Annotated in this window: 19 protein-coding genes; 10 read left to right on the top strand and 9 right to left on the bottom strand. The window is 71.8% G+C overall.

Annotation, left to right across the window (positions count from 1 at the left end; genetic code table 11):
* The first annotated feature begins 109 nt into the window (after window positions 1–109).
* From ACYF6T_RS23300 to ACYF6T_RS23275, 6 genes are all read left to right on the top strand, one after another.
* Window positions 110–949 carry a tryptophan 2,3-dioxygenase family protein gene (locus ACYF6T_RS23300; protein ID WP_461698745.1) on the top strand — a complete coding sequence of 280 codons (840 nt, stop codon included), beginning with the start codon at window positions 110–112 and terminating at the stop codon, window positions 947–949.
* A complete protein-coding gene (gene kynU / locus ACYF6T_RS23295; RefSeq protein WP_461698744.1) occupies window positions 942–2,129 on the top strand; it encodes a kynureninase in 1,188 nt (395 codons plus the stop codon). Before ACYF6T_RS23300 ends, kynU begins: the two co-directional genes overlap by 8 nt.
* A 155-nt stretch (window positions 2,130–2,284) precedes the next feature.
* Window positions 2,285–3,154 (top strand): alpha/beta hydrolase, encoded by an 870-nt coding sequence (locus ACYF6T_RS23290; RefSeq protein ID WP_461698743.1) that lies wholly within the window; start codon window positions 2,285–2,287, stop codon window positions 3,152–3,154.
* An 88-nt stretch (window positions 3,155–3,242) separates the two neighbouring features.
* Window positions 3,243–4,622, top strand: a complete 1,380-nt coding sequence (locus ACYF6T_RS23285; RefSeq protein ID WP_461698742.1) for a sensor histidine kinase — start codon at window positions 3,243–3,245, stop codon at window positions 4,620–4,622.
* A complete protein-coding gene (locus ACYF6T_RS23280) occupies window positions 4,619–5,284 on the top strand; it encodes a response regulator (protein WP_461698741.1) in 666 nt (221 codons plus the stop codon). Before ACYF6T_RS23285 ends, ACYF6T_RS23280 begins: the two co-directional genes overlap by 4 nt.
* A gap of 44 nt (window positions 5,285–5,328) precedes the next feature.
* Window positions 5,329–6,546, top strand: coding sequence for a cytochrome P450 (locus ACYF6T_RS23275; RefSeq protein WP_461698740.1), 1,218 nt, complete (start codon window positions 5,329–5,331; stop codon window positions 6,544–6,546).
* 73 nt (window positions 6,547–6,619) lie between these two features.
* Here the strand turns inward: ACYF6T_RS23275 and ACYF6T_RS23270 are convergent, their stop codons facing one another.
* Window positions 6,620–8,188, bottom strand: a complete 1,569-nt coding sequence (locus ACYF6T_RS23270; protein ID WP_461698739.1) for an ABC transporter permease — start codon at window positions 8,186–8,188, stop codon at window positions 6,620–6,622.
* The gene (locus ACYF6T_RS23265) at window positions 8,185–9,087 is read right to left on the bottom strand and encodes an ABC transporter ATP-binding protein (protein WP_461698738.1); all 903 of its coding nucleotides are present in this window, start codon (window positions 9,085–9,087) and stop codon (window positions 8,185–8,187) included. The genes ACYF6T_RS23270 and ACYF6T_RS23265 overlap by 4 nt, the downstream gene beginning before the upstream one ends.
* 73 nt (window positions 9,088–9,160) lie before the next feature.
* Here ACYF6T_RS23265 and ACYF6T_RS23260 point away from each other — a divergent pair, with 73 nt between their 5' ends.
* Window positions 9,161–9,655: a GbsR/MarR family transcriptional regulator gene (locus ACYF6T_RS23260; protein ID WP_461698737.1), complete on the top strand. Its 495-nt coding sequence runs from the start codon at window positions 9,161–9,163 to the stop codon at window positions 9,653–9,655.
* A gap of 18 nt (window positions 9,656–9,673) precedes the next feature.
* Here ACYF6T_RS23260 and ACYF6T_RS23255 read toward each other — a convergent pair whose 3' ends face one another.
* Window positions 9,674–10,507, bottom strand: coding sequence for a diacylglycerol kinase family protein (locus ACYF6T_RS23255; RefSeq protein ID WP_461698736.1), 834 nt, complete (start codon window positions 10,505–10,507; stop codon window positions 9,674–9,676).
* Between the two features lie 196 nt (window positions 10,508–10,703).
* Here ACYF6T_RS23255 and ACYF6T_RS23250 point away from each other — a divergent pair, with 196 nt between their 5' ends.
* The gene (locus ACYF6T_RS23250; RefSeq protein WP_461698735.1) at window positions 10,704–11,987 is read left to right on the top strand and encodes an adenylosuccinate synthase; all 1,284 of its coding nucleotides are present in this window, start codon (window positions 10,704–10,706) and stop codon (window positions 11,985–11,987) included.
* Between the two features lie 169 nt (window positions 11,988–12,156).
* Window positions 12,157–13,977, top strand: coding sequence for a bifunctional metallophosphatase/5'-nucleotidase (locus ACYF6T_RS23245; RefSeq protein ID WP_461698734.1), 1,821 nt, complete (start codon window positions 12,157–12,159; stop codon window positions 13,975–13,977).
* 57 nt (window positions 13,978–14,034) lie between these two features.
* On the opposite strand, the gene ACYF6T_RS23240 is transcribed toward ACYF6T_RS23245, so the two are convergent.
* Window positions 14,035–15,408, bottom strand: coding sequence for a HupE/UreJ family protein (locus tag ACYF6T_RS23240; protein ID WP_461698733.1), 1,374 nt, complete (start codon window positions 15,406–15,408; stop codon window positions 14,035–14,037).
* A complete protein-coding gene (locus tag ACYF6T_RS23235; RefSeq protein WP_461698732.1) occupies window positions 15,405–16,670 on the bottom strand; it encodes a DUF3500 domain-containing protein in 1,266 nt (421 codons plus the stop codon). The genes ACYF6T_RS23240 and ACYF6T_RS23235 overlap by 4 nt, the downstream gene beginning before the upstream one ends.
* A gap of 292 nt (window positions 16,671–16,962) precedes the next feature.
* On the opposite strand from ACYF6T_RS23235, the gene ACYF6T_RS23230 reads away from it, so the two are divergent.
* Window positions 16,963–17,253 carry a hypothetical protein gene (locus ACYF6T_RS23230; RefSeq protein ID WP_461698731.1) on the top strand — a complete coding sequence of 97 codons (291 nt, stop codon included), beginning with the start codon at window positions 16,963–16,965 and terminating at the stop codon, window positions 17,251–17,253.
* A 2-nt stretch (window positions 17,254–17,255) separates the two neighbouring features.
* Here the strand turns inward: ACYF6T_RS23230 and ACYF6T_RS23225 are convergent, their stop codons facing one another.
* The 4 genes from ACYF6T_RS23225 to ACYF6T_RS23210 all read right to left on the bottom strand — a co-directional run bounded on the left by ACYF6T_RS23225 (window position 17,256) and on the right by ACYF6T_RS23210 (window position 22,719).
* Window positions 17,256–17,906, bottom strand: coding sequence for a hypothetical protein (locus tag ACYF6T_RS23225; protein ID WP_461698730.1), 651 nt, complete (start codon window positions 17,904–17,906; stop codon window positions 17,256–17,258).
* A gap of 75 nt (window positions 17,907–17,981) precedes the next feature.
* Complete coding sequence (locus tag ACYF6T_RS23220; protein WP_461698729.1) at window positions 17,982–20,450, bottom strand: glycosyltransferase; 2,469 nt, start codon at window positions 20,448–20,450, stop codon at window positions 17,982–17,984.
* Window positions 20,447–21,148: a GntR family transcriptional regulator gene (locus ACYF6T_RS23215; RefSeq protein WP_461698728.1), complete on the bottom strand. Its 702-nt coding sequence runs from the start codon at window positions 21,146–21,148 to the stop codon at window positions 20,447–20,449. Before ACYF6T_RS23215 ends, ACYF6T_RS23220 begins: the two co-directional genes overlap by 4 nt.
* Before the next feature lie 215 nt (window positions 21,149–21,363).
* Window positions 21,364–22,719 carry an aminotransferase class III-fold pyridoxal phosphate-dependent enzyme gene (locus tag ACYF6T_RS23210; RefSeq protein ID WP_461698727.1) on the bottom strand — a complete coding sequence of 452 codons (1,356 nt, stop codon included), beginning with the start codon at window positions 22,717–22,719 and terminating at the stop codon, window positions 21,364–21,366.
* Between the last annotated feature and the right edge of the window lie 84 nt (window positions 22,720–22,803).

The following is a 22,803-nucleotide window of genomic DNA, read 5'->3' as shown; positions in this document are numbered from 1 at the left end:
GCCTTGCACTGTCCGGGGGTGACCCGTGAGGATTCGGGTGGGGACCGGGGCCCCCGTGCCGGTAACGGCAGGGGCGGACCGCTACCCGGAGTGACAACAGGAGACAGCGATGTCCCAAGAGGCTCACGAGGTCGACGAGCCGGAGACCCCGCATCTCGACTTCGCCGGCACGACGCCGTACGAGGACTACGTCAAGGCGGACGTGCTCACCCACCTCCAGCACACCCTCTCCGACGATCCCGGAGAGATGGTGTTCCTGGTCACGACCCAGGTGATGGAGCTGTGGTTCACGGTCATCGTCCACGAGTGGGAGACCGCGGCCGCCGCGCTGCGGTCGGACGACGTGCCGACCGCGATCGCCGCGCTGAAGCGTTCTGTGCGGGAGCTGGAGGCGCTCAACGCCTCCTGGAAGCCGCTCGGCCAGCTCACCCCGGCGCAGTTCAACTCCTACCGCAGCGCCCTCGGCGAGGGTTCCGGCTTCCAGTCGGCGATGTACCGGCGCCTGGAGTTCCTGCTCGGCGAGAAGTCCGCGTCGATGCTCGTCCCGCACCGCGGCGCGCCCCGCGTCCACGCCGAACTGGAGAAGGCGCTCGCCGAGCCGAGCCTCTACGACGAGGTGCTGCGGCTGATGGCGCGGCGCGGCTGCGCGATCCCGGCCTCCGTGCTGCGGCGTGACGTCTCCCGGCGCTACGAGCCCAACGAGGCGGTCGAGGCCGCCTGGACCGCCGTCTACGCCGGTGACCAGAACGCCGAAATCGCGCGGCTGGGCGAGGCGTTGACGGACGTCGCCGAGCTGGTGTGGCGCTGGCGCAACGACCACCTGGTCGCCACCCGCCGCGCCATGGGCGCCAAGCCCGGCACGGGCGGCTCCGCCGGGGTGGCCTGGCTGGAGAAGCGGGCCCGCAAGAACGTCTTCCCCGAGCTGTGGACGGCGCGGTCCCATGTCTGAACTCGGCGCGCTGGCACAGAAGCTGGACGGCGCCGACGAACTGGCGGCGCTGCGCGAGCGGTTCGTGCTCGACGAGGTGGTCTACCTCGACGGCAACTCCCTGGGCGCCCTGCCCGCCGCCGTGCCCGAGCGGGTCGACGACGTGGTGCGCCGGCAGTGGGGCGCGCTGCGCATCCGGTCCTGGGACGAGAGCGGCTGGTGGACGGCGCCCGAGCGGATCGGCGACCGCATCGGCGCCCTGGTCGGGGCCGCGGCCGGGCAGGTCGTCGTCGGCGACTCGACCAGCGTCAACGTCTTCAAGGCGCTGGTGGGCGCGGTACGGCTCGCGGGGGAGGAGCGGGACGAGGTCCTCGTCGACGCGACCACCTTCCCGACCGACGGCTACATAGCCGCCTCGGCGGCCCGGATGACGGGCCGTACGCTGCGCGCGGTGACGCCCGCCCAGGTGCCGGACGCGCTGTCCGGCCGTACCGCCGCCGTGCTGCTCAACCACGTCGACTACCGCACCGGCCGGCTGCACGACCTGCCCGCGCTCACCGCCGCGGTCCACGCGGCCGGCGCCCTCGCCGTGTGGGACCTGTGCCACAGCGCGGGCGCGCTGCCGGTCGGCCTCGACGCGCACGGGGTGGACCTCGCGGTCGGCTGCACCTACAAGTACCTCAACGGGGGCCCGGGCTCACCGGCGTACCTCTACGTGCGGGCGGACCTCCAGGACCGCTTCGACTCCCCGCTGCCCGGCTGGAACTCGCACGCCGAGCCCTTCGGCATGCGGGCCGACTACACACCGGCCGCGGGCGCCCTGCGCGGGCGCGTCGGCACCCCGGACATCCTGTCCATGCTGGCGCTGGAGGCGGCCCTCGACGTGTGGGAGGGCGTCTCGGTCGAGGCCGTGCGCGCCAAGTCCCTCGCCCTGACGGACTTCTTCCTGCGGTGCGTGGCGGAGTACGTGCCCGCGGGACGGGTGGAGTCGCTGACACCGGTGGCCCACCGGGAGCGGGGCAGCCAGGTCGCACTGCGCTGTGACGACGCCGGGGACGTGATGAAGCGGCTGATCGAACGGGGAGTGGTGGGGGACTTCCGGCACCCGGACGTCCTGCGCTTCGGCTTCACTCCGCTGTACGTCGGTTTCGCGGACGTGGAGCGGGCGGCGCGGGTGCTGGGGGAGACGCTGGGCGGCTGACCGCGGCCGCCTGCGGGAAACGGGCCCTACAGAACCGTTTTCCCCTCACCGAGCGTGACATCCGCGTGTCGGCGCACGTCATCGGCCTGGTACCGTCCCGGCCAACGGCCGCATTCCCGCCAGGCCGACTCCGTTACGTCGCTGAGAGGTTGAGCATGCCGGACGCCGCCGCAGCAGCCCGCGCCGCCGCCGAGGAGGAGTCGGCGTTCTCGCACCCGGCGGTCGACCCCGACTCCACCGCCGGGTACGGGGACCACCCCGACCAGCTGATCGACTTCCACGCCCCGCGCGGGGAGGTGCCGGGGGGCGGCCTGGCCCCCCTGATCGTGGTCCTGCACGGCGGCGCCTGGCGGGCGCCGCACGACCGCCGGCACGTTTCCCCGTTCGCGGACTTCCTGGCCAGACGGGGTTTCGCGGTGGCGAGCGTGGAGTACCGGCGCGGGAGCGCGGCGGGCGGCACCGGCGCGGGCCGCTGGCCGGACACCTTCGACGACGTGGCCGCCGCGCTGGACGCGCTGCCCGCCCTCGTGCGCGAGGTGCTCCCGCAGGCCGACCCGCGCCGCACGGTCGTCACCGGCCATTCGGCGGGCGGCCACCTCGCCCTGTGGGCCGCCGCCCGCCACCTCCTGCCCGCCGACGCCCCCTGGCGCACCGACCGCCCCGCCCCCTTGCGTGGTGTCGTCGCGCTCGCCCCGATCGCCGACTTCGAGGTCGCCGAGAAGCTGGATGTCTGCGCCGGCGCCGCCCGCCAGCTCCTGGGCGGCGACGAGCACTTCGCCGAGCGGCGGCCCTACGCCGACCCGGCGCTGCTGCTGCCCACCGGCATCGCGACCACGCTGGTGCAGGGCCGCACCGACCTCGTCGTCCCGCAGGCGGTCGCCGAGGCCTACGCGGACGCGGCGGCGAAGGCCGGCGAGGTGGTGGGCCTGACGCTGCTGGAGGACGTCGGCCACTTCCCGCTGATCGACCCGGCGGCGGACGCGTGCGCGGTGGTCGCCGAGGAGATCGCACAGCTGGCGTGGTGAGGGCCGGCCGTAGTACCTGAGAAGGAGGCGGCAGGACCCTTCTCACTGGTGACGACCGCTACCCGCCGGTCCGCCTACGGTGTGGCACGTGACCGAGACGACCCAGACGCAGCCGACGCGACCGGAGCCCCCGGAGAGCGCCTTCCAGCCGTACAAACCGCGCAGCCCGGAGTTCCGGGCGGCCATGGACGCCCTGCGCGGCCTGCGGCAGGACCTGTTCCAGGACGCCTTCGCCTACCGCCCGCTGCCCCGGCTGAGCGCCGACGGGCGCTGGGCCCGCCGCTTCTCCGGCCGGGCCCGCGAGTACGCGACCTGGACCCCGCACGCCCTGATCGGCGCGGGCGGCCTGCTGGCCGCGCTGATCGCCGCGAACAGCAGCTTCCGCGGCGCGGGGACCAACCTCTTCCTCGGTCTGCTCGCCCTGGCCCCGGTCCTGCTGACCATGGTGCGGCCCGTCGGCGCGTTCTGGCTGTCGCTGGCGGCGACGCCGCTGGCCACCGCCACGGCGAGCGAATGGGACGGCGAGTGGCCGTGGCTGCCCGGCAGCTTCGCCTGCCACCTGCTGGTGCTCACCGTCGTCGCCGTCCGCACCCGGCCGCGCACGGCCGCGTGGATGTGGGCGGTGACGGGGGCGTACGGCGTCGTGCTGGAGAGCGCCTTCCGCAACTGGCACTCCTTCGGCTCCAACACCGTGGAGCTGCTGTTCCTCTCCGCCCTCGCCCTGCTCGCCGTCACCGTCTGGCACATCCGCCGCGAGGCCCGCCAGGAGGTGACCGCCCAGCTGACGGTGACCGCGCACGAGCGTTCCCGGCGCACGCTGCTGGAGGAGCGCACGACCATCGCGCGCGAACTGCACGACGTGGTCGCGCACCACATGTCGGTCGTCGCCATCCAGGCGGAGGCGGCGCCCTACCGGGTGCAGAACCCGCCGCCGGAACTGGAGAAGGCGTTCGCGACGATCCGCGAGAACGCGGTGGCGGCGCTCACCGAGCTGCGCCGCGTGCTGGGCGTCGTGCGCGCCGAGGACTACGAGGCCCCCGACGCCCCGCAGCCCACCCTCGCCGACCTGGACGCGCTGCTCGCCAACGTCCGGGAGACGGGCCTGGAGGTGGAGCGCACGACGACGGGGGCGGTACGGGAACTCCCGCAGGGCGTCGAGCTGTCGGCGTACCGCATCGTCCAGGAGGCCCTGAGCAACACCCTGCGCCACGCGCCCGGCGCGCGGGCCAAGGTGGAGGTCTCCTACGTGCTGGGCGGGTTGGGTCTGCGCATAGTCAACGACCCGCCGCCGCAGCCGGCGCTGGTCAAACCGTCGCCCGGCGCCGGGCACGGCATCACGGGCATGCGCGAACGGGTCTCCATGCTCAACGGCGAGATGACCGCGGGTCCTTCGCCCGAGGGGGGATATGAGGTGACGGTGTTCCTGCCGGTCGCCACCACCATCGCCGACGGCGAAGGGGACGCATGACCATCAGGGTGCTGATCGCCGACGACCAGATGATGGTCCGCGAGGGCTTCTCCGTCCTGCTGAACGCGATGCCCGACATCGAGGTGGTCGGCGAGGCGGTCAACGGCCGCGAGGCGGTGGACCGCGTCCGTGAACTCGCCCCCAACGTGGTGCTGATGGACATCCGCATGCCGGAGCTGAACGGCATCGAGGCGACGCGGGAGATCGTGGCGGCGGACACCACGGCCAAGGTGCTGGTCCTGACCACCTTCGACCTCGACGAGTACGTGTACCAGGCGCTGCGCGCGGGCGCCTCCGGCTTCCTCCTCAAGGACGCCTCGGCCCGCCAACTCGCCGACGGCGTACGGGTGGTGGCGTCCGGCGAGGCCCTCCTCGCCCCCTCCGTCACCCGGCGCCTGATCACCGAGTTCGCCAAGCTCTCCGAGGCCCCGCGTGTGCTGCCCGCCGCGCACGCGGCCTACGGCGACCTCACCGAACGCGAGACGGAGGTCCTGGTCCTCATCGCCCAGGGCCTGTCCAACGCGGAGATCGCCGAGCGCCTGGTGGTGGCCGAGTCGACGATCAAGACCCACGTCAGCCGCATCCTGGTGAAACTGGGCCTGCGCGACCGCACCCAGGCGGCGGTGTTCGCCTACGAGGCCCGGCTGGTCACGCCGGGCTGAGACACCCCTGGTCAGGCGGGGGACCCTCGGGCTAGCGTCCGGTCATGGCAGCCTTCGACCCGTGGGACCCGGACTTCCTGGCCGACCCGTACCCCGCCTACGCCGATCTGCGCGCCCGGGGCCGGGTGCAGTACTACGAGCCCACCGACCAGTGGCTCGTCCCGCACCACGCCGACGTGTCGGCGCTGCTGCGGGACCGGCGGCTGGGGCGGACGTATCTGCACCGGTTCACGCACGAGGACTTCGGACGGACCGCGCCCCCCGCCGAGCACGAGCCGTTCCACACCCTCAACGACCACGGCATGCTCGACCTGGAGCCGCCGGACCACACCCGGATCCGGCGACTGGTGTCGAAGGCGTTCACCCCGCGCACCGTCGAGCGGCTGCGGCCGTACGTCGAACGGCTCGCCGGCGAGCTGGTGTCCGCGCTGGTCGAGAAGGGCGGCGGCGACCTGCTCGCCGACGTCGCCGAACCGCTGCCCGTCGCCGTGATCGCCGAGATGCTGGGAATCCCGGAGTCCGACCGGGCGCCGCTGCGGCCCTGGTCGGCGGACATCTGCGGCATGTACGAGCTGAACCCGTCGCAGGAGGCGGCGCGCAAGGCCGTCCAGGCGTCGGTGGAGTTCTCCGACTACCTCCGCGCACTGATCGCCGAGCGCCGCAGGCAGCCCGGCGACGACCTGATCTCCGGGCTCATCGCCGCCCACGACGAGGGGGACCGGCTCACCGAGCAGGAGATGATCTCCACGGCCGTGCTGCTGCTCAACGCCGGTCACGAGGCGACCGTCAACGCCACGGTCAACGGCTGGTACGCCCTCTTCCGCAACCCCGGCCAGCTGGCCGCCCTGCGCGCCGACCACTCCCTGGTCCCGTCCGCGGTCGAGGAGCTGATGCGCTACGACACCCCGCTCCAGCTCTTCGAACGCTGGGTGCTGGACGAGATCGAGATCGACGGCGTCACGATCCCGCGCGGGGCGGAGATCGCCATGCTCTTCGGCTCCGCCAACCACGATCCCGAGGTCTTCGCCGACCCCGGGCGCCTGGACCTCACCCGCCGGGACAACCCGCACATCTCCTTCTCGGCCGGCATCCACTACTGCATCGGCGCCCCGCTCGCCCGCATCGAACTCGCCGCCTCCATGACGGCCCTGCTGGAGCGGGCCCCGACGCTGAGCCTGACGGCGGAACCGAAGCGCAAGCCGAACTTCGTGATCCGGGGGCTGGAGGGGCTGAGCGTCGAGGTGGGACCACACCGGCCCTGACGGCAGTCGAGGTCACTCGTCTGCCTGCTGGTCGACCGCGACAACCAGTCGGTGGTACGTCGACCGAGCCCCGTCAGGTCGTCATGTCCCGTCGCCGCAGCCCCGCCAGGCCCGCGGCCACGAGGGCGACCGCGATCGTCAGGAGCGTCAGCACCGGTGTCCAGCTCATCCCGCCGCCCGGCAGCTTGGGCAGGTGGGCGAAGGGGGAGAGGTCCAGGAGGGTCTGGGGGGCGTCCAGGGCGGGTCCGACCCAGCCGAGCAACAGGATCGCGCCGGCGACGCCCCAGGCCGCCATCGCCGCCCGCGGCAGCAGCCCGTACAGCAGCACCGCCAGACCGCCGACCACCCAGATCGCCGGGAGCTGGACCAGGCAGGCGCCGAGGATGGGGCCGGCCTGTCTGCCGTAGCCGGCGACGAAGCCCAGGCCCGTCAGCAGCATGACGAGTGCCGAGCCCGCGAAGGCGATGACCAGGTGCCCGGCGGCCCAGCCCAGCCGGCTGACGGCGTTCGCCAGCAGCGGCTCCGCGCGGCCGGAGGACTCCTCGCCGTTCAGACGCAGCACCGAGCCGACCGCGTACAGCGCCGCGACCAGGCCCATCATGCCGATCATCGCGGCCAGGAAGGCGTCCGTGAGCCCGCTCTGGCCGCCCATGCGCTCGAAGACCTCGCGGGCGCTTCGGTTGTCGCCGACCAGATCGGCCACCCCGTCGGTCAGGCCGCCGTAGACGACGCCGACGAGGAAGAAGGAGACCGACCAGCCGGCCACCGCGCCCCGCTGGAGGCGCCAGGCCAGGGCGCCCGCGGTGCCCAGGCGGCCCGCGGCCGGGCCCGGCCGGGTGGGGAAGAAGCTCATGCCGACGTCCCGGCGGCCCGCCAGCGTGTAGGCCACCGCGGCCTGCGCGAGGACCGCCGCCGCGAACAGCAGCAGCACCCACCAGCGTTCGCCCGCGAAGGCGCGCAGGTTCTCCAGCCAGCCCAGCGGGGACAGCCAGGTCAGCACCGACGAGCCGTCGTCCGACGCCGAGTCGCCCGCCGCGCGCAGCACGAAGGCCGCGCCCAGCACGGCCGCCGTCAGCCCGCGGGCCAGGCGCGCGCTCTCGGTCAGCTGGGCGGCGATCGCCGCCGTCGTGGCGAAGAGCAGGCCGGTGGCCCCGATGCCGAGGCCGAGCGCGAGCGCGCCGGCCGCGCCCCGGCCCGCCAGGCCCAGCACCAGCAGCAGCGCCAGGACGCCGTTGGCGACCACCGCTGCCAGCAACGCGGCCGTCAGGGAGGCCCGGCGGCCCACCGCCGCCGACGACACCAGCTCCTGCCGACCGCTCTCCTCCTCGTCCCGGGTGTGCCGTACGACCACCAGCAGGCTCGTCGCCGCGGCGAGCAGGCCCGCGTACACGCCGACCCGCCAGGCCGTCAGCGCGCCGACGGAGGTGTCGAAGACCGGGCCGATCAGCGCGCGGAAGGAGGCGTTGGTGGCCACCTGGTGGGTCAGGTCGGCGCGTTCGGCCGGGGTGCCGTACAGGCTCTCCAGCGACTTCGGCATCGACAGCACCATCAGGGCGTTGACCGCGACCCACACCGGGATCATCAGCCGGTCCCGGCGGAGGTTGAAGCGCAGGAGGACGCCGGTGCCCACGAGGGAGGTCATCGGGCCACCCCGCTCTGCTCGTCCTGGTAGTGGCGCAGGAAGAGCTCCTCCAGGGTCGGCGGCGTGGAGGTCAGGGACCGTACGCCCGACTCGCTCAACTGCCGCAGGACGGCGTCGAGTTTGTCCGTGTCGACCTGGAGCCGCACCCGCTTGCCCTGGACGTCGAGGTCGTGTACTCCGGGCAGGCGCGCCAACCCGTTGGGCGGACCGGCGAGTTCGGCGGTCACACTGGTCCGGGTCAGGTGCCGCAGGTCGGCGAGGGAGCCGGTCTCGACGGTGCGGCCCTTGCGGATGATGCTGACGCGGTCGCAGAGCTCCTCGACCTCGCTGAGGATGTGCGAGGAGAGCAGGACCGTACGGCCGCGCTCGCGCTCCTCCTCCACGCAGCGCTGGAAGACCTCCTCCATCAGCGGGTCCAGGCCCGAGGTCGGCTCGTCCAGGATGAGCAGGTCGACGTCCGAGGCGAAGGCGGCGACCAGGGCGACCTTCTGCCGGTTGCCCTTGGAGTAGGTGCGGCCCTTCTTGGTGGGGTCCAGCTCGAAGCGTTCGATCAGGTCGGCGCGGCGCGCCGCGTCCAGTCCGCCGCGCAGGCGGCCGTAGAGGTCGATCACCTCACCGCCCGACAGGTTGCGCCACAGGGTCACGTCCCCGGGGACGTACGCGATGCGGCGGTGCACCTCCACCGCGTCCCGCCACGGGTCGCGGCCCAGCACCCGGGCGGCGCCGGAGTCGGCGCGCAGCAGGCCGAGCAGGACGCGGATGGTGGTGGACTTGCCGGCGCCGTTGGGGCCGAGGAAGCCGTGCACCTCGCCGGCGGCGACCTCCAGGTCGAGGCCGTCGAGCGCGTGCGTCCTGCCGAAGGACTTGTGCAGTCCCGAGACGGTGATTGCCTTCGTCATGGCCCAGAACGTACGCTTCTTTCAGAACTTTGTGAAGTTCAGGAATCCTGTGAAGCCCGGATAGGATGAGCGCATGAGCGAAGCAGCCGGGGCCGCACGGGACGCGGAGGCCGTGTCGAAGTTCGTGGAGTCCTTCGCGGCGCAGCTCGTCGAGGCCGGGCTGCCGCGGATGCCGGCCCGGGTCTTCGCCGCGATCCTCTCCTCCGACGAGGGGGTGCTGACCTCCGCGGAACTCGGCGAGCAGCTGCGGATCAGCCCGGCGGCGGTCTCCGGCGCGGTGCGCTACCTGGCCCAGGTGCACATGGTGTTCCGGGAGCGGGAGCCCGGCTCGCGCCGCGAGCGGTACCGCGTCCACGGCGACCAGTGGTACGAGGCCCTCACCAACCGCGACGCCCTCATCAAACGCTGGGAAGTGGCCCTGCGCGAAGGCGTCGAGAGCCTCGGCGAAGACACCCCGGCGGGCCGCCGCATGGCCGAGACCCTCGCCTTCTTCGAGTTCGTGGAGGGCGAGATCGCGACGATGATGGAGCGGTGGCGGGAGCACCGTCGGGAGATCTTCGGGGACTAGCGTTCCTTGAAGACCCCGCTACGAAGTGACCGGCACCGTCAGCCCCCAGGCCCCCTCCACCACCCGCCACGTCCGCCTGCGTACCGGTCCCGACACCGCCGCGTCCGCCCGGTAGCGGAAGTCCGCTCCCGAGACCGTCACCACCCGCCCCGCCGCCCGTACCGGAGACGCCTCCGCGCCCACCGACAGGGGACGCACCTCCACCTCGGCCACCCCCGAGGCGCCCGGAGTCACCGACACCGCCTCCAGGGGCTGGTCGAGATCCGCCAGCAGCTCGCCGTCGACCTCCACGCGCAGACGGGCCGGGCGGGGCGCCGGGAGCGGCGTCTCGCGGGCCGGGACCAGGGTGCGTACGAGGGACTGGGCCGTGCGCAGCCACGGGCGGCCCACCGCCTCCGCCACCGGCGCCCGCGCGAGCAGCGGTGGGATGCGCAGGGCGCCCAGCACCACCCCATCGCTGTCGTCGACCAGCAGGTCCAGCCGGCGTTCGACCCCGTCCAGCACCGCCCGGGCCGCCGCGACCGCCCCCGTCGGCACCCCGAGGGCGCCCGCCACGCTCAACGCGCTGCCCACCGGCACCAGCGACAGCACACATCCGGCCAGCTCCCGCTGCCGGTGCAACAGGGACACCGCCCGCACCAGCGCCCGGTCGTCGCCGACCACCACCGGCCGCCGGGACCCCCGGCGCAGCAGCGCCCGGGCGAACTCCTCCGGCCCCTCCGGCAGGCACACCTTCGCCATGGCACCCGCGCTGAGCACGTCTTTCGCGATGCGGACCGACTCCCCGTCGGCGCTCCGGGCGACCGGATCGATGACCACCAGCAGCTGATCGGAAGACGCTGAAGTCGCCACCTCGGTCCTGCCTCGCTTCCTCGGGTAGCATCTTTGTGCAAGAGCCCCTTGCGCTATTGCGCCAGGGGCTTCGTCTATTCCGGGGCATCCGGTCCGACGGGTCGCGGCCGACGAGGGTCGCCGGTGTACGAGGCACATGCCGTGCCGCGTACGCCTCCGACCTTGGACATGCCCCGCCCGGAAGGGGTGTACGCGCGTGCCCGCACTTGTGCTGCTCGGTGCTCAGTGGGGTGACGAAGGCAAGGGAAAGGCGACCGACCTGCTCGGTGGCTCGGTGGATTACGTCGTGCGGTACCAGGGTGGCAACAACGCCGGCCACACCGTGGTCGTCGGCGACCAGAAGTACGCACTCCACCTCCTCCCTTCCGGAATCCTGTCCCCCGGCTGCACGCCGGTCATCGGTAACGGAGTCGTCGTCGACCCGTCGGTCCTGCTCTCCGAGCTGAGCGGTCTGAACGAGCGTGGCGTCGACACGTCCAAGCTCCTGATCAGCGGAAACGCGCACATCATCACGCCGTACAACGTGACGGTGGACAAGGTGACGGAACGCTTCCTCGGCAAGCGGAAGATCGGCACCACCGGGCGCGGCATCGGACCGACCTACGCCGACAAGATCAACCGGGTCGGCATCCGGGTCCAGGACCTCTACGACGAGTCGATCCTCACCCAGAAGGTCGAGGCGGCCCTCGACGTCAAGAACCAGATCCTCACCAAGCTCTACAACCGGCGCGCGATCGCCGTCGGCCAGGTGGTCGAGGAGCTGCTGGTCTACGCCGACAAGCTGGCGCCGTACGTCGCCGACACCGTCCTGGTGCTCAACCAGGCCCTGGAGGAGGACAAGGTCGTCCTGTTCGAGGGCGGGCAGGGCACCCTGCTCGACATCGACCACGGCACGTATCCGTTCGTGACCTCCTCCAACCCCACCGCCGGCGGTGCCTGCACCGGCGCCGGCGTCGGCCCCACCAAGATCAGCCGGGTCATCGGCATCCTGAAGGCGTACACCACCCGCGTCGGCGCCGGGCCCTTCCCGACCGAGCTGTTCGACGAGGACGGCGAGGCGCTGCGCCGGATCGGCGGCGAGCGGGGCGTGACGACGGGCCGCGACCGGCGCTGCGGCTGGTTCGACGCGGTGATCGCGCGGTACGCGACCCGGGTCAACGGCCTGACCGACTTCTTCCTCACCAAGCTCGACGTGCTGACCGGCTGGGAGCAGATCCCGGTCTGCGTGGCCTACGAGATCGACGGCCGGCGGGTCGAGGAACTGCCGTACTCGCAGAGCGACTTCCACCACGCGAAGCCGGTCTACGAGACCCTGCCCGGCTGGTCGGAGGACATCACCAAGGCCAAGTCCTTCTCCGACCTGCCGAAGAACGCGCAGAACTACGTCAAGGCGCTGGAGGAGATGTCCGGCGCGCCGATCTCCGCGATCGGTGTGGGCCCCGGTCGGGACGAGACGATCGAGATCAACTCGTTCCTGTAAGCCCCTTTCATCCCCTGCTTGTTGGGCCGGTCATGGACATCCTTGACCGGCCCATGGGTTGCTCCTGGTTCCGAAGGGAAGAGGGGGACGCAACTATCTACGCGGGTAGTGCCGCTGCTTCCTCCTCGTCTCCTCCCCTTCGCCTCCTCTCCAGCCTCAGGAGCCCCGTATGCCCGTCAGACCGCTGAACCGCCGGGAGTTCGTGAAGAAGTCGGCTGTCACCGGCGCGGCCGTCGCCGCCGCGGGGACCGTGGCCGCGGCTCCCGCCCAGGCCGCCGACCGCAGGCCCGGCAAGACGCCGAAGACCTGGTCGTTCTCCATCCTGGGCACCACCGACCTGCACAGCCACGTCTTCAACTGGGACTACTACACCAACGCCGCCTACTCCGACAGCAAGGGCAACACCTACGGCATCGCCCGCATCGCCACGCTGGTCAGGCAGTTGCGGGAGCAGAAGGGCGAGGAGCGGGTGCTGCTCGTCGACGCCGGCGACATCATCCAGGGCACCTCGCTCGCGTACTACTACGCGAACGTCGACCCGATCACCGGCAAGGACGGCGAGCCCGGCCCGAAGCACCCCATGGCCATCGCCATGAACGAGATGCGCTACGACGCCGCCGCCCTCGGCAACCACGAGTTCAACTACGGCATCGACGTGCTGCGCGCCTTCGAGAAGCAGTGTCACTTCCCGCTGCTGGGCGCCAACGCGCTCGACGCGAAGACCCTGAAGCCGGCCTTCCAGCCGTACACCGTCAAGCGCATCAGGGTGCCCGGCGCCCCGGACATCAAGGTCGGCATCCTCGGTCTGACCAACCCCGGCATCGCGCTGTGGGACAAGGACAACGTCAGCGGCAAGATGGTCTTCCCCGGCCTGGTCGAGCAGGCGAAGAAGTACGTGCCGCGGCTGCGCGCGCTCGGCTGCGACGTCGTCTTCCTCACCGACCACTCGGGGCTGGACGGCTCGACGTCGTGGGGCGACGAACTGCCGTACGTGGAGAACGCCTCGAACCTGGTCGCCGAGCAGGTCCCCGGCATCGACGCGATCCTCGTCGGCCACACCCACGTCGACGTGCCGACGTACACGGTGAAGAACGAGGAGACCGGCAAGGAGGTCGTGCTGTCCGAGCCGTACTGCTACGGCTACCGCCTGTCGGTCTTCGACTTCGAGCTGGAGCTGGTGCACGGCTGCTGGAAGGTCACCGGCACGACCTCCACCACGCTCAACAGCAACACGGTCGCGGAGGACGCGCGCATCACCGAACTCCTGCGCGCCGACCATGACTTGGTGGTGAAGTACGTCAACACCGCGATCGGCACCTGCACCGAGGAGATGTCGACGGCTCAGGCGTGCTGGAAGGACGTGCCCGCCATCGACTTCATCCACGAGGTCCAGATGGACGCGGTGAAGTCGGGGCTGTCGGCGGCGGACGCCGCGCTGCCGCTGATCTCGGTCGCCGCGTGCTTCAGCCGCACGGCCGACATCCCGCAGGGCGACGTCACCATCCGCGACATCGCGGGTCTCTACATCTACGAGAACACCCTCTACGGCAAGAAGCTGACGGGCGCCCAGCTCAGGGACTATCTGGAGTACGCGGCGAAGTACTACCACCAGGTGCCGTCCGGCACGAAGGTCGACACCGCGACCCTCACCAACGCCAACAGCTTCTGGGACTACATGTACGACACCGCGTCCGGCGTCTCGTACGAGATCGACATCGCGCAGCCCGAGGGTTCGCGGATCAGGAACCTCACCTACAACGGCGCTGCGGTGGCGGACGACCAGGTCTTCGTCGTCGCGGTCAACAACTACCGCGCCAACGGCGGCAGCGGTTACCCGCACATCGCCTCCGCGGAGACCGCCTACAGCTCCACCAACCAGGTCCGCGACCTGATGATCGCCTATGCGACGGCCAAGGGCACGATCGACCCGGCCACCTTCGCGTCGGCCAACTGGAAGCTGACCCAGGACGGCACGCCGGTCTTCCCGTGACGCCGGTGCGGTAGGAGACGGTGCACGAGGGGAGGGCGCCCGGTGGGTGCCCTCCCCTCAGCGTGCGAGCGCCTCCTCGTGCTCGTCCGGGAGCGCGGCCGGTGCGGGACCCGGCCGGCGTCGGGTGACCAGCGTCCAGGCGACGGCGGCCAGTGCCGTCACCGTCAGCGCGACGAGCATCGCCGTCGTGTGCGAGCCCGCGCCGTCCGCCGCCCGCGCGACCGGGTTCGGCAGGCCCACGTGGTCCAGCAGCCAGGCGACCGCCGCCGTGGCCGTGAGCAGGGCGCCGGCCAGCCGAAGCCGCGGCTGGACGGACAGCCGGGACAGGACCAGCAGGGACGGCAACGCCAGGCAGACCAGCAGCAGTTGGACCAGTTCGATGCCCAGGTTGAAGCCGAGCAGGCTGGTCACCAGCTGACCGGTGGACAGGTGCATCTCCGCCAGCACGAACGAGAACGCCAGGCCGTGGCCGAGGCCGAAGACGCCCGCCACGATCGCCTCCCGGCCGGGGAAGAGGGGGCGGAGGGCGTGCACGGCGCCCACGAGGATGCTCGCCGCGATGAACGCCTCCACCGGCCACGCGGGGACGTCGAGCCGGCCCAGGGAGCTCGCGGCCAGCGCCACCGAGTGGCCCGCGGTGAAGGCGAGCGTGATGCGGCCGACGCGCAGCAGGGCCGGACGGGCGCCCACCAGGCCCCGCCAGCGGCCGCCGGCGGCCGCGAGCGGCGCGGGCAGCAGCAGGATCAGCAGGAACAGCAGGTGGTCGGTGCCGGTGAGGATGTGGTTCCCGCCCAGCTTCACCATGGCCGTGAACCCGCGCCAGGCGCTGCCGGTGCCGAGGTCCACCGTCAGGGGCGGCACGGTCATGTGCCGGGTGTCGAGCGCGATCGTGCCGACCTGTGTGGTGCCCTCGCCGCCGACCTGACCGGCCGCCCAGTCCTGACGGACGCTCACCAGGGCGGTGTGCGTGACGACTTGGTGCACGATCACGTCGTAGGCGAAGGTGAAGTGGCGTACGTCGGCCCCGGCGGGCGGGGTGAGCACCGCCTCGGCGACCAGTTCGCGGTAGGGGCCGGTGGACGTCTGCCGGGTGCGGCTGAGGCTGAGCGCGCCGACGCTCACCCGCCAGGCCTCGCCGCCGGTGGTGGTCGGGCGGATGTGCCGGGTCAGGTAGGCGCGGACGGCCCCGGCCTGCGCGGGCGTCACCGTCGTGCCGGGGCTGATGCCGCTGGCGCGGGTGAACTCGTCGACCGGCAGTTCCAGCCGGGCGGCCACCGAGTGCTGGTAGACGTCGAGCCGGACCACCGAGTGCGGCATCGGATGCGCGGCGGCCGGCGACGCCCCGAGCAGGAGCGCCGCCGGCACCACGATCGCGATCCCGGCCAGCAGGCGCAAGAGCGCCCCGGTCAGCCAGTTTCGCGGTCCGGTCATGAGAAGGAGAACTCGTTGCCGTAGTCGCGGGTGTGGTCCCGGTACACGGTGTGGTAGTGGATCTGGTTCTGGTAGACCACGCCGTTCTGGCAGACGAACTCGATCCAGACGCTGGGCCCGTCGATGCGGACGTAGTCGCCCTGGGTGTCCAGGCCCGTGCCGCCGGAGTAGGCCACGTAGGTCTCGTCGAGCTCCTTGGCGTACGTCTTCATCAGCTGCGCCGCGGTAGCGTCGTCGACGTCGGCGACCCAGGGGTGGATGGCGGCGAGGACCAGCTTCTTCTGCCGGGCGGAGAGCTCGCTGACCTTGATGCCCTCCTTGGTCTCCGGGAAGTCGCCGTCCTTGCCCGGGCCGAGCAGCACGTCGCCGAAGGACTCCGACAGCTTGGCCTCGGCCAGCTGCGAGGTGCTCAGGCTGCCGGTCAGCTTCAGCAGGCCGCTGCGGAACTTCGCCAGCGGGGAGTACGTGGTGCCGTCGTCGGCGGTCCAGGTGGTGGGCTCGACGCCGGTGAAGAAGGGGCTCGCGCCCTCGACCTTGCCGTTCTTGTAGGTGATGTTCACGGCGAGGTGGTGGCCGCCGAAGTGCAGCTGCCAGGTGCCCGTGGCCGACGGGGTGCCGAGGAAGGCCAGGTAGTAGTAGCCGCTGCCGTAGGAGAAGCCGCCCGCGCCGCCGCCGGTGCCGCCGGAGGGCGGGGCGCCCGTCGGGGCGTCGCTCGGGGTGTCGGTGGACGTGGCCGTCGCGGACGGGTCCGCCGAGGGGGCGTCCGTCGCGCCGCCGGTGGGGGCGGCGGAGCTGGTGCTCTCCGCCGAGGCGAGCACGTCGTCGGCCTTGAGGGTCTGCAGGACGTGCTCGTAGCCGGTGTCCTTGCCGGAGCCCAGGGCCAGCTTCAACACCTGCTCCGCGGCGGCCAGTTGGTCGTCGGTCAGGGAGCCGAAGTCGATGCCGGGGCGGCAGGTGCCGGCGCACGGCAGGTTGGACCAGGCGGTCGCGTTCGCCGAGGAGAAGTCCTTCAGCGTCTCCGACTGCTGGTCGGAGTCCAGCGTGTTCAGGAAGGCGTTGGCGGCGCTGACGACGGCCGCGACGCCCTTGGCGTTCTTGTCGACGGGGCGCTGGGTGCCGGCCGCCTTCCCCGCGCCGTCGCTGCTCGTCGAAGCATTTGCTACAGCGAATCCACCGCCGACCAGAACCAGCGCGGTGGCGGTTCCGGCCAGGGTCCGCCGGGTACGCCTCAAGCGGACCTGACGGGTTCTCTCTCTGCTCACGACATCGCTCCTTCAGGGCGAATTACGGGCGGAATATGGACGCATGGCGGCCGATCGCAAGCCGTGCCGTGCGCTGCGCGAGGAGATTAGCAACGTTTTTGTTGACAACTCAATGCGCGACGGCGTTCTATCTCAAGTTAATTTGCATAAGAAATCTACAGGCGATTCTTATCGTGGTTTAAGGAACGCGTGGACGTGCCGGTCGGCGCATGCGGCGACCGGGAGCAATTCCCCCATCAGGGGCATATTCTGAGGCCGTACGTGTGTCCGCCGGCAGAAGAAGGTGAGTGCGATGCGCGTGCTGCTCAAGGCGAGCGGGGACACCCAGAAGGCGAACGAGGCGATACGCGGCGGCAGGATGGCGGAGATCCTCAAGCAGACCATGGAACGGCTGCAGCCCGAAGCCGCCTACTTCGGCCCCATGGACGGCCGCCGGACGATGCTCCTGGTGTTCGACCTTCCCGATCCCTCCCAGCTGCCGCCGCTCACCGACGCGCTGTTCCAGGAGCTGAACGCCACTGTCGAGATCACCCCGGTGATGAACCTGGAGGACCTCCAGAAGGGCCTCGCCCAGGAGGGCTGAGCTCAGCTGAAGACGATCATCGACCCCTGCGCCAGGCTCCGCGTGGCCGCCGCGTGCAGCCCCAGCCACACGTGCCGTTCCCGGGCGAAGGGGCTGGGGTCGTACGGCGCCGGAACCGCCGGCTCCTCCAGCTCCGTCGGCGCGCGCGGGGGTTCCGGCGCGGCCGGCGGGTTGGCCGGATCGATGCCGATGGACGGGGCGACGTACTCCAGCTCCCGCAGCAGCGCCTGCGCGGAGCCCAAGGGGCCGCCGCCGGCGAGGAGTTCGTCGTTGGACAGCGGGGTCGCGAAGTCCACGGGGACGTACGCGCCCGCGTGGTCGTAGTGCCACACCAGGTGGGACTGCTGGGCCGTCGTCTCGAACATCTCCAGCAACTGCTCGTAGTCGCCGCCCAGTTCGTCGACCGGCGTCAGCGGCAGCCCGCACACCTGGAGCAGGTAGGCGCGGCGCAGGAAGTGCAGCGCGTCGTAGTCGAAGCCGGCCACCGGGGCGACGTCGCCGGACAGCCCCGGCATGTACTGGTACACCGGCACCGGCGGCAGCCCGGCCTCGGCGAGCACCTTGTCGTATTGCGCGAGTTCCTCGGCGAACGGGTTGTCGGGCGTGTGGCACAACACGTCGACGAGCGGTACCAGCCACAGGTCACAGGCCAAAGAGGGCTCCTCACAGCGCACGGTGGTCAAGGCAGGGTAGTCGGTGCGGCCCGGGGCGAACCCCTCCAGTTCGGGTCAGCTCCCCTTCGTCGTCCCCGCGCCCGTGCCGGCGGTCGTCCGGGCGGTCGTTCCTTCGTGCAGGTCCCATACCCACACCCCGTCGACCCACGTCCCCTCCCGGCCCACCAGTTCGGTAACGGCCTTGCGCAGGGCGTCGTCGTTCTGCTGCGGCGGCACGACCAGGGCGCCCGCCTTCCAGTAGGCGAAGTCGGTCCTGGCCTGGGCCCGCCAGTTCTTGCCGATGGTCGGGATCTTCCCGCTGTAGCGGACGTCGCGCAGCATGTTGGAGGTGTAGCGCGGGGAGGCGCCGTAGATGCCGATGCGGTCCTCGCCGTAGGGGCCGTTGAAGTAGCCGCCGGGGAGCCTGAAGCCGAGGTCCGCCTCGACCTGCCAGTGCAGCTGCTCCGCGTACCCGGGGTCCGGCAGCGGCACCGTGACGAGCGACTCGCCCGCGCGGACGTACGACTTCCACGTCCCGTCCGTGAAGAACGCCGGCGTCGGCGTCCGGTCGACGGCCTTCAGCGGTGCCGGCACGAGCGGCAGCAGGGCGAGGCAGACGCCGAGCAGGCCGACGTACTGCGTGCCCAGGCTGCGGGTCGCGCCCAGCCGCTGGAGGGCGAGGGCGAGCAGCATGCCGAGCGCGGGCGCGCACACCATCGCGACCCGGCCTTCGATGACCGACTCGAACAGGGGGAGCTTGGCGAGCAGCGCCCAGGGTCCCGGGTAGACGTCGTCCGTCATCGGCAGGCGGATCTCCGGGCCCAGCGAGAGCACGGCCGCGCCGCCCGCCGTGAACGCCAGCGCCTTGACCAGGGCCTGCTCCCACAGCCGTACGACGATCGCGAGGGCGACCAGGACCAGCGGCCAGCCGTAGAAGGCGTTCTGCTCGGTGGGGTTGAGGGACAGGGCGTTCGCGCGGGCCGCGTCGCCCCACATCAGGGAGCGTTCGGCGAAGGAGAGCAGGGCGAGCGGGCTGTTGCCGGCGTTGTCGCCGTGCAGCACGCTCTTGTAGCTCTGCGGGCCCGCGAACTGCCAGGCCAGCGGGTAGACGACGAGCGGCAGACAGACCGCCGCGGCGATCGCGAGGCCCTTCAGCAGCGGCCGCCAGGCGGCCTTCGCGACGTCCCTGCGCACGACCCCGTAGGCGCCCGCGAAGAGCACCATGCCGAGGGAGGCGAGCAGCAGCGGCTCCTCGCCGAGGAAGACCTGGTACGCGGCCATCAGACCGAGCACGATCCCGTCCCGGCGCACCCGCGTGCCCGCGCACAGGCGCAGCGCCCGGTCGATGATCGGCGGGATCATGAACAGGATCACGAAGTTGGGGTGTGCGTTGGCGTGGCTGACCATCGGCGGCGCGAAGGCGGCCAGGGAAGCGCCGACGAAGGCCGCAGCCCGCTGCCGTACGACCCGTTTGACGATCAGCCAGTACCAGGCGAACCCGGTCGCGGCCAGGCCCGCGGTCATGCAGACGCTGAGCGAGACGGCCGGGCCCGCGAGCAGGGTCAGCGGGGCGAAGGGGACGGACAGGCCCAGCATGACCGTGTTGGCCATGAGGTTGACGCCGTCGGGGAAGCCCTGCAGGTCGGTGAAGAACGGGTTGTGCAGATGGGCGAGGTTGTGCGCCGTCACCGCGAAGAACCACTCCCACTGGTTCTGGTCCTGCAGGGAGTCGACGAGATAGCGGTGGTCGGGGTCGGACAGCCGGCCCGAGTACAGGGCCGCCGACATCAGCAGGAACAGGACGGCGACCATGAGGTCGGCGGGGCGCAGGGCGCGGGCGCGCAGCCGGGCCAGTTCGGCCAGGACGCGGAGGTAGTCGAGGGAGCGCACCTTGGAGCCGGGCTGGTGCGACCAGCGGACGGGGACCTCGGCTATCCGCCAGTCGGCGTGGTGGAAGTGGCGCAGCACCTCGACGTCGATGCCCCAGCCGTTGAGCCGGGAGGCGGCGAACGCCTCGCGGGCGCGCTCGCCGTCGAAGAGCTTGAAGCCGCACTGGGTGTCCCGTATGCCGGGCACGGCCGTCCGGCGTATGAGCTGGTTGCCGGCCCGGCCCAGCACTTCGCGCAGCCGGTGCTGGCGGTCCTCGATGGTCGCGCCCGGCATGGCCCGGGAGCCGATCGCCGCCGCGTTGCCCTCGCCGAGCGCCTTGTCGAGCTTCTCCAGCTCCTCGATCGGCGCCGCCAGGTCCGCGTCGGTGACCAGCACCCGCCGGCCCCGGGAGGCGGCGACGCCCAGGCGCAGGGCGTGGCCCTTGCCGCGGTTGCGGGGGCTGGCGACCAGCCGGATGCGGGGGTCCTCGCGGGAGGTGACCAGGTCGCGCGTGCCGTCCGCGGAGCCGTCGTCGGCGACGACGATCTCCCACTCGCGGCTCTCGTTGTCGCGCAGGTAGCGGGTGACGGCGTCGAGCGTGGGCCCGAGCCGCCGCTCCTCGTTGTAGGCCGGGATGACGACGGACAGGTCGACGGCCTCGACGACCGCGCTCACCGGGCCGCCAGCCGCTCGATGAGGGCCAGCGAGTGGGCGTTGTGGGCGGCCACGATCGCGCGGGCCGCCTCGGTGTCGCGGCGGGAGAGGGCGTCGACCAGATCTGTGTGGTCGGACCACAGGGCGCCGCGCAGATCGGTGAGCCGGCGCAGGTGTTGCACCGTGCACACCCAGGACTGCACGCGCAGCCGGTTGAGGAACTCGGCGAGGTAGGGGTTGCCGAACAGGGCGCCGAGCTCGCGCCAGAAGCGCAGGTCGTAGCCGATCAGTACGGTCAGGTCGCCGGCCAGCGCGGCCCGTTGCGCCTCCTCGCCGCGCCGCCGTACCCCCGCCAGGGCGGCCAGGGTGCGCGGGTCGTCGATGTCGCGCAGCCGCTCGTGGCCGTCGTCCAGGGCGTGGAACATGCCGTCGGTGACCAGGCTGCGGGCCTCGACGATGCCGCGGTAGTCGGCGACCGAGTACTCCCGGACCCGGAAGCCGCGGTGCTGGTCGGCGTCCAGCAGCCCCTGTGCGGTCAGGTCGACCAGCGCCTCGCGGACGGGTGTCGCGGAGACCCCGTACTGTTCGGCGATCTCCTTCACCGTGAACTCCTGCCCCGGCTGCAGCCTCCCGCCCAGCACCTCGTCGCGAAGGGCGTCGGCGATCTGCTGGCGCAGGGTGCTGCGAGTCACGGCGCCGTTGCCGCTGCTGGGGGGCATGGGTCGGGCGTCTCCTCGTCGCGGTCGGTGGTGTGCTCGTACCTGTGCGGGCACGGGCGCGAGGCAGTGTCACGCCGTGCTCGCGCACGCGTTCGTACGTTGTCGCGCATGTGCTCGTATATGTCTACGAGCACGCCACCTTACGCGTTCGGGTTCCCTCAGGTGACCCGCGTAGCTATGTGCGCCCGGTGTCGTGCCTGAGCGCCTCCTGGCAGCTACGCCACGTGTTCGTCCGCGACGGAGAGTGCCGCGTCGAGCGCCGCGAGGCCCTCCTTGAGCTCGGCCTCGCTCACGTTGCAGGGCGGCACGACGTGGGTGCGGTTCATGTTGACGAAGGGCCAGACGCCGTGCCGCTTGGCGGCGGCGGCGAAGGCGGCCATCGGGGCGTTCGCCTCGCCGGCCGCGTTGTAGGGCACCAGGGGCTCGCGGGTCTCCCTGTCCCTCACCAGCTCCAGGGCCCAGAACATGCCGGTGCCGCGGACCTCGCCGACGCTCGGGTGGCGGGCGGCGAGTTCGGCGAGGGCGGGGCCGAGGACGCGCGCGCCGAGGGTCCTGGCGTTGTCGACGACGCCCTCCTCCGCCATCACGTTGATCGTGGCGACGGCGGCGGCGCAGGCCAGGGGGTGCCCGGAGTAGGTGAGGCCGCCGGGGTAGGCGCGCCTGCCGAAGGTCGCGGCGATCTCGCCGCTGATGGCGACGCCGCCGAGCGGCACGTATCCGCTGTTGACCCCCTTGGCGAAGGTCAGCAGGTCGGGTACGACGCCGAACAGGTCGGCGGCGAACCACTCGCCGGTGCGGCCGAACCCGGCCATGACCTCGTCCAGGATGAAGACGATGCCGTGCCGGTCGCAGATCTCGCGCACGCCGGCGAGGTAGCCCGGCGGCGGCACCATGATCCCGGCCGTGCCCGGCACGGTCTCCAGGATGATCGCGGCGATCGTGCCGGGCCCCTCGAAGGCGATGGTCGTCTCCAGGTGCTCCAGCGCCCGCGCGCACTCCTGCTCCTCGGTCTCGGCGTAGAACCTCGACCGGTACGGGAACGGCGCCCAGAAGTGCACGACACCGGCGGCGGCGCCGTCGGAGGCCCAACGGCGGGGATCGCCGGTGATGTTGACGGCCTGCTGGGTGCCGCCGTGGTACGACCGGTACGCCGACAGCACCTTCGCCCGGCCGGTGTGCAGCCGGGCCATGCGCACCGCGTGCTCCACGGCGTCGGCGCCGCCGTTGGTGAAGAAGATCTTGTCCAGGTCGCCCGGCGTGCGCTCGGCGATCAGCCGCGCCGCCTCCGAGCGCGCCTCGACGGCGAAGGCGGGCGCGAACGTCGTCAGGCGTGCGGCCTGCTCCTGTATCGCGGCGACGACCTTCGGGTGCTGGTAGCCGATGTTGGTGTAGACGAGCCCGCTGGTGAAGTCGAGGTACCGGCGGCCGTCGTAGTCCCAGAAGTACGACCCCTCCGCGCCGGCCACGGCGAGCGGGTCGATGAGCTCCTGCGCGGACCAGGAGTGGAAGACGTGCGCACGGTCCGCGGCCTTCACGGCGGCGCCGACCTCGGGATCTGGCTGAGGGGTCATGCGCCCGAGCGTAGGAGCCGGCTGCCACCACCCGATATCGGCGTCCTGTCTGCGCTCCGGGGGTTTCCGCGACAGGTTGTCGTA

This window comes from Streptomyces sp. 7R007 (assembly GCF_054850255.1).
Note: the sequence above shows the minus strand (reverse complement) of the source record. Positions and strands in the feature narration are given on the sequence as shown.